9 protein-coding genes are annotated in these 12,232 nt (G+C 46.8%); 8 read left to right on the top strand and 1 reads right to left on the bottom strand.

The genetic code is table 11. The features are described from left to right. Window positions 1-263: 263 nt before the first annotated feature. From hpf to FKV70_RS07450, 4 genes are all read left to right on the top strand, one after another. A complete protein-coding gene (gene hpf, locus FKV70_RS07465) occupies window positions 264-824 on the top strand; it encodes a ribosome hibernation-promoting factor, HPF/YfiA family (protein WP_064797843.1) in 561 nt (186 codons plus the stop codon). Window positions 825-1,233: 409 nt separating this feature from the next. Beyond that, window positions 1,234-3,684 (top strand): preprotein translocase subunit SecA, encoded by a 2,451-nt coding sequence (gene secA / locus FKV70_RS07460; protein WP_064797844.1) that lies wholly within the window; start codon window positions 1,234-1,236, stop codon window positions 3,682-3,684. Window positions 3,685-4,130: 446 nt separating this feature from the next. Further along, window positions 4,131-5,244, top strand: a protein-coding gene (prfB, locus tag FKV70_RS07455; protein WP_142612385.1) for a peptide chain release factor 2 whose coding sequence is annotated in 2 segments (ribosomal slippage) — window positions 4,131-4,202 and window positions 4,204-5,244 — 1,113 coding nt in all. Because the reading frame shifts where the segments join, the coding sequence is not laid out codon by codon here. A gap of 97 nt (window positions 5,245-5,341) precedes the next feature. Then, window positions 5,342-6,241 carry a YitT family protein gene (locus FKV70_RS07450; protein WP_063212297.1) on the top strand — a complete coding sequence of 300 codons (900 nt, stop codon included), beginning with the start codon at window positions 5,342-5,344 and terminating at the stop codon, window positions 6,239-6,241. Between the two features lie 93 nt (window positions 6,242-6,334). Here FKV70_RS07450 and FKV70_RS07445 read toward each other — a convergent pair whose 3' ends face one another. After that, a complete protein-coding gene (locus FKV70_RS07445; protein WP_142612382.1) occupies window positions 6,335-7,222 on the bottom strand; it encodes an SMP-30/gluconolactonase/LRE family protein in 888 nt (295 codons plus the stop codon). Between the two features lie 322 nt (window positions 7,223-7,544). On the opposite strand from FKV70_RS07445, the gene argC reads away from it, so the two are divergent. The 4 genes from argC (at window position 7,545) to FKV70_RS07425 (ending at window position 12,211) form a co-directional block, all read left to right on the top strand. After that, window positions 7,545-8,594, top strand: coding sequence for an N-acetyl-gamma-glutamyl-phosphate reductase (argC, locus tag FKV70_RS07440; RefSeq protein ID WP_142612380.1), 1,050 nt, complete (start codon window positions 7,545-7,547; stop codon window positions 8,592-8,594). Window positions 8,595-8,700: 106 nt separating this feature from the next. Beyond that, a complete protein-coding gene (gene argJ, locus FKV70_RS07435) occupies window positions 8,701-9,927 on the top strand; it encodes a bifunctional glutamate N-acetyltransferase/amino-acid acetyltransferase ArgJ (RefSeq protein WP_142612379.1) in 1,227 nt (408 codons plus the stop codon). A 116-nt stretch (window positions 9,928-10,043) separates the two neighbouring features. Then, window positions 10,044-10,883, top strand: a complete 840-nt coding sequence (gene argB / locus FKV70_RS07430) for an acetylglutamate kinase (RefSeq protein ID WP_142612377.1) — start codon at window positions 10,044-10,046, stop codon at window positions 10,881-10,883. A 65-nt stretch (window positions 10,884-10,948) separates the two neighbouring features. After that, complete coding sequence (locus FKV70_RS07425) at window positions 10,949-12,211, top strand: acetylornithine transaminase (protein WP_142612376.1); 1,263 nt, start codon at window positions 10,949-10,951, stop codon at window positions 12,209-12,211. Window positions 12,212-12,232: the final 21 nt, after the last annotated feature.

The raw sequence follows: 12,232 nt of genomic DNA, 5'->3' as shown, positions 1-12,232 counted from the left end.
TCCCCAGTCGATAAAATACATAGCATGAACTCGAAATTGTGGATTTGTCATGACACCAGCAGAGTAACTTTTTAAATATCTCTTCATTATTCACATATGTATGCGAGCTGCATTTAAACATGACCCTTTTCATAGGAGGGCGTTATGAGAAGATTTTTGTCGAACTATGATGAATTTTGTAAAAAAACTCCGAAGTGCTGATCTCTTTTTTTACTTGGCGTTAACATATGTGTTATACTGAAAGGGCAAAGGAGGCGTGCCCTATGAACTTAACAGTACGAGGTCAACAGATCGAGGTTACCGACGCTTTGAAGGACTACGTTGATAAGAAATTCAGCAGACTTGAAAAGTATTTCGATGCACCCCCGACTTCTGATGGAAGTGTAACGTTAAGCACAACCAGAGATTTGCACACTGTAGAAGTAACCATTCCTTTGCCGGGGCTTGTACTCCGTGCCGAAGACGAAAGCGATGACATGTATGCATCCATTGATGCCGTGGTAGACAAGCTGGAACGGCAAATTCGCAAGCACAAAACCAAACTAAACCGAAAATTCCGGCAGGAAGGCAGTTTAAAAACCCTTTTTGTGGAAGATCCGGCTGGTGGTGTAGCTGTTGCTGAAGATGAGGATGCAGAATTGGATGAGCTGGAAGTCGTCCGCACCAAGCGTTTCTTATTGAAACCTATGGATGTGGAAGAAGCTATTCTGCAAATGAACATGATTGGACATAATTTCTTTGTATTTGCTAACATTGATAACGAAGAAGTTAACGTAGTTTACAAACGCAATGATGGTAAATACGGTCTGATCGAACGGGAATAGCCTGTACAGCAGGAACTTATTACATTTAAAATGAATAGTACGTTTGATTGAAGCATGCTTCATGGATATCAGGAAAATGATAAAAACACGAGCCTTATCCTTGCGAACCTGGCGGGGTAGGGCTCTTTTATATGTTTTTTGTAAATGCGAATGAAAATTTCAACTTAATTAAGTGTAACCAATTGTGTGTTTCATGCGTCAATTGTTTTGGTATCTTTAACCGAATGCAAATCTGGAGGCTGCTTGTGTTGCGGCATGTCCTACAAACTGTTACAATTTATGCAAAGAACATCGCACGATGGGCTGGTACAGCCGGGCCTGTCAAACATATCGGGAATCAATTTCATCATGGACCCTTTCTTATTGTGAAATTGATTCTATTAATTGTTTTGCGCGAAAGGGGTAAACCATGCTAGGAATTGTCAAGAAAATTTTTGGTGATACAAATGAACGTGAAGTCAAACGTTTGATGAAGACGGTTGAACTGATCAATAAAATAGAGCCTGATTTTGAGAAGCTCTCGGATGAGGAGCTAAAAGCAAAGACGGCGGAGTTTAGAGAGCGGATTGAACAAGGGGCTACGGCTGAAGAAATTCTGCCGGAAGCATTTGCAACGGTTCGTGAAGCGTCCAAGCGGGTGCTGGGCAAACGTCATTATGATGTACAGATGCTCGGCGGTATTGCGTTGCACGAAGGAAAAATCGCCGAAATGAAAACCGGTGAAGGTAAAACGCTGGTCGGAACACTGCCGGTTTATTTGAACGCTCTGTTGGGCAAAGGTGTGCACGTGGTGACAGTCAATGACTACTTGGCACAACGTGACAGCGGAGAAATGGGACAGATTTATAATTTCCTAGGGATGTCCGTAGGGCTGAACTTAGCGAATATGGATCATGCTGCCAAACAGGAAGCTTATGCTTGTGATATTACGTATGGTACAAACAATGAATTCGGGTTCGATTATCTGCGCGATAATATGGTACTTTACAAAGAACAAATGGTACAGCGTCCGTTGTACTTCTGTATCATTGATGAAGTGGATTCCATTCTCGTCGATGAAGCTCGTACACCATTGATCATTTCAGGACAAGCTCAGAAATCGACCGAGCTGTATTTTGCGGCTGATCGTTTTGTAAAGAGCCTGAATGTTGAAGAAGATTACACGCTGGATATTAAGGTGAAGTCAGTTGCTTTAACCGAGAACGGCGTATCCAAGGCTGAAAATTTCTTTGGTCTCGAAAACCTGTACGATCAGGAAAGTGTTACAATCAATCACCACATCGTACAAGCCTTGAAAGCGAACGCTATTATGCGTTTGGATGTGGATTATGTCGTGGCTGACGGTGAAGTCCTGATTGTCGATGAGTTCACGGGTCGTCTGATGGCTGGACGTCGTTACAGTGATGGGTTGCACCAAGCTATTGAAGCGAAGGAAAACATCATTGTCCAAAATGAAAGCATGACACTGGCGACGATCACCTTCCAAAACTATTTCCGTATGTACCGCAAATTGGCGGGGATGACGGGTACAGCAAAAACTGAAGAAGAAGAATTCAAAAAAATCTATGGTCTGGAAGTACTCCAAATTCCGACGAACAAGCCTAACCAGCGTGTAGATATGCCTGACGTGGTATACAAGAGCGTGAAGGGTAAATTCCATGCTGTGGTAGATGAAATTCTGGAACGCAACAAAAAGAACCAGCCGATATTGGTAGGTACGGTTTCTATTGAAAATTCGGAGCTTCTTTCTGAAATGCTGAAACGTAAAGGCGTTCGCCATAAAGTACTTAACGCCAAGTATCATGCCGAAGAAGCTGAGATTATTTCACGTGCAGGTGAAGCTGGCGCGGTTACCATCGCTACCAACATGGCTGGACGTGGTACTGACATCGTACTGGGCGAAGGTGTTGCAGAACTCGGTGGTTTGCACATCATCGGTACAGAGCGTCATGAGTCCCGTCGTATTGATAATCAGCTTCGCGGACGTGCAGGACGTCAGGGTGATCCGGGCTCCACGCAGTTTTACTTATCGCTGGGCGATGAGTTAATGAAGCGTTTTGGTGCAGACAATGTACTAAATATGATGGAGCGCTTGGGCTTCGAGGAAGACCAACCTATCGAGAGCCGTATGATTACACGTGCTATTGAATCGGCTCAAAAACGTGTTGAAGGGAATAACTTTGATCAGCGTAAAGTCGTTCTGCAATATGATGACGTGATGAATCAGCAGCGTGCTATTATTTACAAGCAACGCCGTGAAGTGCTGGAATCAGAGAACATCAAGGAAATTGTGTTCGATATGATCAAGCCTGTCATTGAGCGTGTGGTGGAAGCTCACTGTGGTGATGATATCCCTGAAAACTGGGAGCTGGACGAAGTAGCAGAGTATATGAACAACAATCTGCTTGAGGAAAATTCACTTACGCGCGACGATCTGTGGGGTAAGGAAAAAGAAGAGATGGTCGATATGATCTTCGAGAAAGTTACCGATAGATACCACAGCCGTGAAGAGATGATCGGTGAAGAAATGGTACGTGAGTTCGAGAAAGTTATCGTACTGCGTGCAGTTGACAGCAAATGGATGGATCATATTGATGCTATGGATCAATTACGTCAAGGTATTCACCTGCGTGCTTATGGTGGTACTGATCCATTGCGTGAATACCAATTTGAAGGCTTCGAAATGTTCCATGCTATGATCGCCACCATCCAAGAGGAAGTTGCGACATACATCATGAAAGCACAAATCGAATCCAACCAAGAGCGTCAGGCTGTTGTTGATGAAGATAAAATCTCAACGAGTGGCGAGCCTGCGGCTCCTAAAAAGAAATCCGCTCCTTCGCGTCCGCGCAGAAAATAACGGATTGAAATTAAGGGATAGATATTGATATACACGATTCCTTGCGATGCATATAATGGCAGGCGGCAGTTCAACCACTGACCGTCGGCCATTTTGTGCCATACAGGGGGCGACACAGATGTTTTTAATATAGCTCTTTCTGTTGGAAGATCAGTTTAAAGATTTTATTCTTGTGAAGATTATCCTTGTTTCTATAATTAAGACAACCAAGCAGATCCCTGCTTGGTTGTCAGTTAATTCAGCAGTTAACCGGGCTCACATAACCAGAGCCAGGTATGTAAAAGTCGTTTGACTTTACGGCGCTCGTCGGTAGCGAAGCGGAGGATTTGAATCTGGAGAAGCGCCAGCCTTCGTAAGATCAAATCATTCGCGCAGCGCCTGCCCACCAGCCGTAACTCACAACGCTTTTACTCCCCCTAACCATATATTAAAAGGAGAATGACATCATGATTGATCCAAGTGTAAAACATGATTTACGAGAAATAGGCAAGAAACTAACAAACCTTAGGGGGTCTCTTTGACTTAGATCTCAAACAGGAAATGATCGCGAACTTTGAAGAAAAGATGGCAGCGCCTGATTTTTGGGATGATAACGAAAAGGCCCAAGGCGTAATTGCGGAAATGAATGCTGTGAAGTCTTCTGTGGACAGCTATGAACAGCTGCGTCAGGAATATGAAGACGCAAGTATGATGGTAGAGCTGGCTGAAGAGGAAGGCGATGAAGCACTGGTTGGTGAAGTTGAAAACAGCATCAAATCCCTGCTGAGCAAGCTGGAGGAATTTGAGCTGCAACTGCTTTTAAATCAGCCTTATGACAAGCTTAATGCTATTCTGGAGCTGCACCCGGGAGCGGGCGGTACCGAGTCCCAGGACTGGGGACAAATGCTGCTGCGTATGTATACACGTTGGGGAGAAAAACGAGGCTTCAAGGTAGAGACCCTGGATTACCTGGCAGGTGATGAAGCGGGGATTAAGAGTGTAACCCTGTTGATCAAAGGCTACAATGCCTATGGTTATCTCAAGGCGGAGAAAGGCGTGCATCGGCTTGTTCGCATCTCACCATTTGATTCCTCCGGTCGTCGGCATACATCGTTCGTATCTTGTGATGTAGTACCGGAAATTGCGGACGATGTGGATATTGAGATTCGCACGGAAGATCTTAAAATTGATACGTACCGGGCCAGCGGCGCAGGGGGTCAGCATATTAATACGACTGACTCAGCTGTTCGGATTACGCATTTACCTACTGGTATTGTTGTGACTTGCCAAAATGAACGTTCCCAGATCAAAAACCGTGAACGTGCGATGACGATGCTCCGTTCCAAGCTCTACGAGCGCAAGATCGAAGAACAACAGCAGCAATTGGACGAAATTCGTGGTGAACAGTCCGATATTGCATGGGGCAGCCAAATTCGTTCTTACGTGTTCCATCCATACAGTATGGTTAAGGATCACCGTACTAACGTGGAAACAGGCAATGTAGGGGCTGTTATGGATGGCGATCTCGATCCGTTTATCGATGGTTACCTGCGCAGCCAAATTAAGCTGGACGCAGAATAATTGCCTGTACGTTTTCCTACAGAACCGCAGTCTATGTGTCTGCGGTCTGTAGGAATTTTTGTGTAACGGTATTTTTTATTAAAGGAGAACCTGAATGATGTCTCAATTGAACCCTCCCGCTGCCCGCCGAAGAAGGCGTAAGCCTCTGATTGCCGCCAGTGGGCCCGCGCGTAACGTGACCGATGTTTTGCTCATTATACTCGGCTCCTTTATTACAGCGTTGACCTTTAACATGTTCTTGCTGCCTAACCGGATTGCATCCGGAGGTGTATCTGGCTTGTCTATCTTGGGCGAGGAGCTGCTGGGTCTGGAACCAGCCTATACGCAGTGGGGCATGAATATTCCGTTATTTATAGCAGGTGTACTGCTGTTGGGAAAAAAATATGGTTTACGTTCCCTGCTGGGAAGCATTATGCTGCCGCTATTCGTGTATGTAACAAAGGATTGGGCAATTCCCACCACCAATCCATTGCTGGCTTCGCTGTATGGCGGAATTGGAGTAGGATTGGGGTTAGGGACTGTATTTCGGGGCAGAGGCTCAACCGGTGGACTGGCCATTTTAGCGCAAATTATTCATAAATATACAGGCTTTAGCCTTTCTCTCTGTGTCATGCTGATGGACGGAACGGTTATTACACTAGCGGGGTTCACCCTATCGCCAGAGCGGGCCCTGTATGCATTAATTGGCCTGTTTGTAACTGGCAAGGTCATTGATGCTGTAGAAATGGGATTAGGCTACTCGAAAGTGGCTTACATCATATCCAATCAAAAGGAAAAAATCACGCAAACCATTTTGCAGGATTTGGATCGTGGATTGACGGAGCTTGCAGGACGTGGGGGTTACACGAACGAAGAACGGCCTGTGCTTATGGTTGTCGTGGGGCAAAACGAGGTAACCCGCCTCAAAACGCTCGTTCGCCTGGTAGACCCGGAGGCTTTTGTGATTATTAGTAATACACGTGAAGTATTGGGGGAAGGGTTCAAAAGGGAAGGCTAACGTATATGGCCTGCTGGACTCTTACTCATAAATGAATTAATGCAGAAGAGCCCACTGATGTAGTGGGCTTTTCTCTTTTTCAGAACAGCTTTATCAAGTCCTTTTTAATAAAAGTTCAAGCCAATCCGCCGGTTGTCCTTGATTAAAATAGGAGGTCGGTACTCCTTTTGCCCCGGTTTTGACCATAAATAAACCGCCTGCTAATGGTTGATCACTATTATCGTTATCTTGAGCAGTTGTGATATATAACTCATCCAGATGTTCACCGCCAAAAGCGCACGAAGTCACACAATTGACTGGGAGTGACACCTCAGCAATCACTTCTCCATGAGCGGGATGGATACGAGAGACACGCTTACCACCCCATCGTGCGATCCACAGCATGCCCTCTGCATCAATGGTCATACCATCTGGATACCCTTCACTTTCATCCAATCTAGCTACTACTTGCTTATTCATAAGAGTACCTTGTGTCACATCGTAATCGAAGGAGACCACTTCCAAGGTCGGAGTATCAATATAATACAGGGTACGGTTATCTGAGCTCCAAGCTAAGCCATTAGATGTGGAAGCTTTATCAACCAGCAAGGAGACATTGCCTTGGGTACTCAAACTATACAACGCTCCTTGTGCGCGTTCGCCATTTAAACTCATAGTTCCTGCCAAAAAACGTCCTGCAGGATCGCATTTACCATCATTAAAACGATTGCCTGCTCTACCTTCCTCAGGATCGTGGATCAATACTTTGGTCCCTGTCTCTATATCCAAACAGTATAAACCGCTGATCATGGCTACAATTACTTTATTTTTAAGATAAGGTACAACTGCACTAATATGTTCGCCCATATCTATTGTACGATCTGTGCCTGTAGATGGATCGTAGATGTGCAATTGAAAGCCTTCAATATCGACCCACAATAAACGTTGCGACTGATGATCCCAACTAGGACCCTCGCCTAACTTTGCTTTAGCATCTATCACCAAATTCGCTGTATAGGTTTCGATGTGTAACACCCCTAACTATAGGTTAATTGTCGTAGCACGGTACCTGCTGTGCCCACTGACTATTTATACCCTATTCCATATTCTACGAATACATTAGTGCAGCAAGTAGATAATCCAGATGATTACCAGTATACAAGATAGTATAAAAGAAACATTTACTCTCTTTATGCAAAACGGCCGACTGGACGAGAACGCACATTTTTAAATTTGAGGCATAACATAACATGAAGTGTTGTATTTATATGAATAGAGATGTATAATAATACATAATTCATAGGGACGGAATGGAGGAAGGTCTGTGAGCAGCAAGCTAAAAGTAGCAATTGTCGGTTCCACTGGATACGGCGGAGTGGAGCTGATTCGATTTTTGGTTCATCATCCGCAGGTGGAGATTGTATCTGTTATTTCTTCGTCCAGCGCGGGTGTCCCGATTAGTGACGGGTTTCCACATTTGACGGACATTGTGGTACAGGATTTGGACAGTGTCGATGTCCATGAAATTGCTGCCAAGGCTGATTTGGTTTTCACAGCTACGCCCTCAGGCGTTAGTACCCATTTAGTGCCACAGCTTCTGGATGCCGGATTGAAGGTAATTGACCTTTCCGGGGACTTTAGGCTCCGAAGCGGGGAAGCGTATGAAGCATGGTACAAAAAGCCTGCAGCTTCACCTGAGTATCTCAAGCAAGCGGTATACGGACTCAGCGAGGTGTATGCAGAAAAGCTTGCTGGAGTTTCTTTCATTTCGAATCCAGGTTGCTATCCAACGGCAACACTATTGGGTATTATTCCTGCCTTGAAGGCAGGGTGGATCGACCATCGGTCACTGATTGTGGATGCCAAATCGGGGGTATCCGGCTCCGGTCGGGGAACAAGTCTTGTTTCACATTATGCCGAAATGAACGAAAACTTTAAGGCTTACAAGGTGAATAAGCACCAACATATCCCTGAGATCGAACAGGTATTGGGTGATGTTGCGGGCGAGGACGTTACAATTACGTTTACGACACAGCTTGTGCCTATGACGCGGGGAATTATGAGTACAATTTACGTCACGCTAAAAGGTGACCACACGGATCAGGATCTTATCGGGTTATACCGGGATTATTATAAAGGCCGTCCTTTTGTCCGTGTACGTGACGAAGGTATGTGGCCAGCAACAAAGGAAGTATTTGGTTCAAACTACTGTGATATCGGTTTTGCAGCAGATGCCCGTACCGGACGACTTACGATTATTTCTGTCATTGATAATGTTGTGAAGGGTGCTGCTGGGCAGGCGATTCAGAATTTAAATTTGATGATGGGATGGGAGGAGAACCTCGGGCTGGGCTTCATACCGGTATATCCGTAAGTAGCACGTAAACGCAACCGGGATAGGGAACGACAGTGGGCAGGTGTGAGCACGCAAGCATCTAGCTGGCATGTCTGCTATAAGTTGCGAACGAGGGCACATAATTATGGGTAAAGTAGGGTTTACAGTAGTACAAGAGGGCACCATTGTAACTCCGCGTGGCTTTACAGCCGGGGGCTTGCACTGTGGGTTAAAAAATACAGATCGCAACGATATCGGCGCGATCCGCTGTGAGGTAGAGGCGACAGCAGCTGCGGTGTATACCACTAATGTATTTCAGGCTGCACCATTGAAGGTGACCCGTGAGAGCCTGACAAACGGCCGATTGCAGGCTGTAGTAGTGAACAGCGGGAATGCCAATGCCTGTACGGGACAGCAAGGGGAGCAGGACGCTTACGCAATGCGCTCGGCCGCTGCTCGTGAACTGGGTGTGGCAGAGAGCGATGTAGCCGTTGCCTCGACGGGTGTAATTGGCGAGCATCTGAAAATGGACCGTGTGCTTGGCGGGATATCGTCACTACCTGAGCGGATGAGCGAGGCAAACGATGGGGCGGAGCAATTTAGCCAAGCCATTCTGACAACGGATCTGGTTAAAAAAGAAGCGTGCGTGTCAGTTGAAGTGGACGGTGTGACTGTGCACATCGCCGGGGCAGCAAAAGGTTCGGGGATGATTCATCCGAATATGGCAACCATGCTCGCTTTTATAACTTGTGATGCAGTCATCGGACAGACGGCTCTTCATCAACTATTAAAGCAGGCCACGGATACCAGCTTTAATATGATTACGGTCGATGGGGATACCAGCACGAACGATATGCTGATCGCTATGGCGAGCGGGCTGGCGGGCAATAGCGAGTTGCAAGCAGACCATCCCGATTGGGAAGCTTTTGCCGAGGCGTTCATCTATATTTGCCGGGAACTGGCAAAGGCGATTGCTCGTGATGGAGAAGGTGCTACGAAGCTGGTAGAAGTGTCTGTAAGTGGAGCGGTGAGCGATGCATCAGCCCAGGCGATAGCCAAGACCGTAATCGGGTCCAGCCTAGTGAAGTCAGCCGTTTTTGGCGCAGACGCCAACTGGGGACGGATTATTGCAGCTGTTGGACGTGCCGGAGAACCGGTCAATCCAGATACGGTAGACATCTGCTTGGGTGATATTAGGGTACTGAGCCAATCCAGTCCGGTCACCTTTGATGAAGCCGAGGCGCTTTCCTATTTACGTGGTGATACGGTGCGAATTATCGTTGATTTGCATCACGGGAGCGGAACGGCTACCGCATGGGGCTGTGACCTAACCTATGATTATGTGCGGATTAACGCGGCATACCGGACATAGATAGCCAATTAAACACGGATAGACCAATTAGTAGTTAATAGAAGAAGCAAGCAGATATAGTTTTGCATCATTTTGAAAATCGCACAGATTGTACAGAGGAGAAAAGGAGAGATGATATGCAATCGGCAGTGGGACATGCGGATCAAGTGAAACATACGGGAGTGGCACGTCGTAATTTTGTCATGAAATGCGGAGGAAGTACACTGGCTGCGTTGCCTGATTCCTTTTTTGACGACTTGGCCCGTTTGCAGTCGGAAGGTCTCCAACCGGTCATTGTACATGGCGGCGGGCCTGCGATCTCTGACAATTTGGCGAAGCTGGGAATCGAAACAGAGTTCATTCATGGATTGCGTAAAACGACTGAACCCGTGCTGGATGTCGTGGAAATGGTGCTGGCAGGCAGCATTAACAAGCAGATTGTACGCAGAATAGGGATGCACGGAGGGCGAGCGCTGGGCTTGTCGGGCAGTGATGGCTATTTAATCGAGGCAAAGCCTGTGCCGAATGCCGCAGAGGTCGGCTGGGTCGGAGAGGTAACATCTGTTCAAGCTTCGATTATTACGGGTGTGCTGGATATGGGCTATATGCCGGTTATTGCGCCTATCGGCATCGATCGATCCGGTCAGCGTTACAACATTAATGCCGATACAGCCGCGGGAGCGGTGGCTTCTCATCTCGGGGTCAGTCGGATGATTGTTGTGACGGATGTGCCCGGTATATTGAAAAAGAATGGTGTAGAAAAGAAAGTACTGGAATCGATCACCGTACAGGAAATTGAAGATATGATCAGCACGGGTGAAATCTACGGCGGTATGATCCCGAAAGTGAGAGCGGCTATTGCTTGCATTCACGGAAAAGTGAAGGAAGTCGTTATTGTGGATGGGAGCGAACCGCAAGTACTCAGTCGAGTGCTGAGCGGAGAATCGATTGGAACACGCATCGTGCGTATGCAGTAATTGCAATCCATATATTGCTCGACTATATAACCAAAATAACCAAACGATAAAGGGGCGTGAACAACATGAGTAAGGAACCGAATACGCTGGTGAGTGAGGAAATGCCGAGTACGAATGGAAGCAGTGCACAAGCGGAAAAGGAGCCGGCACAAGCACAGACAAATAGCTCTCTTTTCCCAAACTACGCAAGATACCCGCTTACCCTGGTGAAAGGGCAAGGAAGCTGGCTGTGGGATGATCAGGGCAAACGTTATCTGGATTTCATGTCAGGTATTGCCGTTACCAATCTCGGCCATGCGCCTCAAGCTGTAGCTGAGCGGTTGAAACAACAGATTGATGAACTGTGGCATGTATCTAATCTGTTTCATATCCCTGGGCAGGAACGGGCTGCGGCGTTACTGACAGCGAATAGCAGCGCAGACGCCGTGTTTTTCTGCAATAGCGGAGCTGAAGCGAACGAAGCTGCCATTAAGCTGGCACGTCGTTACCACCAGAAGGTGAAGCAGACCGGTCGCTATGAAATCATTACGTTCACGCAATCCTTCCACGGACGGACGCTGGCAACTTTGACTGCTACGGGTCAAGACAAAGTGAAGGAAGGCTTTCTACCACTTCCTGCCGGGTTCAAAAGCGTTCCACTTCATGATCAGGTTGCGCTCGAAGCAGCGATCAATGAGAATACAGCAGCAATTATGCTGGAAATGGTGCAGGCTGAAGGTGGCATGTATCCGGTAGACCCTGCTTTCGTAGACGTGATTACCAAGCTGTGCCACGAGCATGGATTGCTACTGATCATTGACGAGGTGCAAACAGGTATGGGACGGACAGGAAAGCTGTTTGCCTTTGAGCATTATGGAATAGAACCAGATATTTTTACATTGGCGAAAGGATTGGGCAGTGGCTTTTCGGTCGGTGCAATGCTCGGCAAAGCATATTTGCGTGAAGCGTTCACGGCGGGCAGTCATGGTTCTACTTTTGGCGGTACGCCGCTTGCTATGGCAGCGGTTCAAGCAACCATTGAAACGATTATTGATGACAAGCTGCCAGAACGCGCTGCCGAAATGGGAGATTATCTCTTCCATAGTCTGCAAAAGCAGCTTGGAGATAATCCTTTTGTGAAGGATATCCGCGGAAAAGGTTTGATGGTCGGGATTGAGTGTGCAGAGCCAGTAGCAGAGCTTGTGCTGGCAGGACAGAAGAAGGGCATTCTGTTCATTACAGCAGGACCGAACGTCATTCGCTTGCTACCTAATCTGTATGTAACCAAGGAAGAAATAGATCAGGCCGTAACATGGATTGCTGAATTGATTCGGGAGCATGTAGCTTAGAGTAAAGGCAGAAGCATTCGA

This window comes from Paenibacillus ottowii, from assembly GCF_006874425.1.
Taxonomy (GTDB): Bacteria; Bacillota; Bacilli; order Paenibacillales; family Paenibacillaceae; genus Paenibacillus; species Paenibacillus ottowii.
The sequence above is the reverse complement of the archived record's forward strand: the minus strand, read 5'-3'. Positions and strand labels throughout refer to the sequence as shown.

Bases quoted from the DNA above. Each gene is read 5' to 3' on its own strand.
- secA (WP_064797844.1), top strand. From the start codon at position 1,234: ATGCTAGGAATTGTCAAGAAAATTTTTGGTGATACAAATGAACGTGAA.
- FKV70_RS07450 (WP_063212297.1), top strand. From the start codon at position 5,342: ATGTCTCAATTGAACCCTCCCGCTGCCCGCCGAAGAAGGCGTAAGCCT.
- hpf (WP_064797843.1), top strand. From the start codon at position 264: ATGAACTTAACAGTACGAGGTCAACAGATCGAGGTTACCGACGCTTTG.
- FKV70_RS07425 (WP_142612376.1), top strand. From the start codon at position 10,949: ATGAGTAAGGAACCGAATACGCTGGTGAGTGAGGAAATGCCGAGTACG.
- argJ (WP_142612379.1), top strand. From the start codon at position 8,701: ATGGGTAAAGTAGGGTTTACAGTAGTACAAGAGGGCACCATTGTAACT.
- argB (WP_142612377.1), top strand. From the start codon at position 10,044: ATGCAATCGGCAGTGGGACATGCGGATCAAGTGAAACATACGGGAGTG.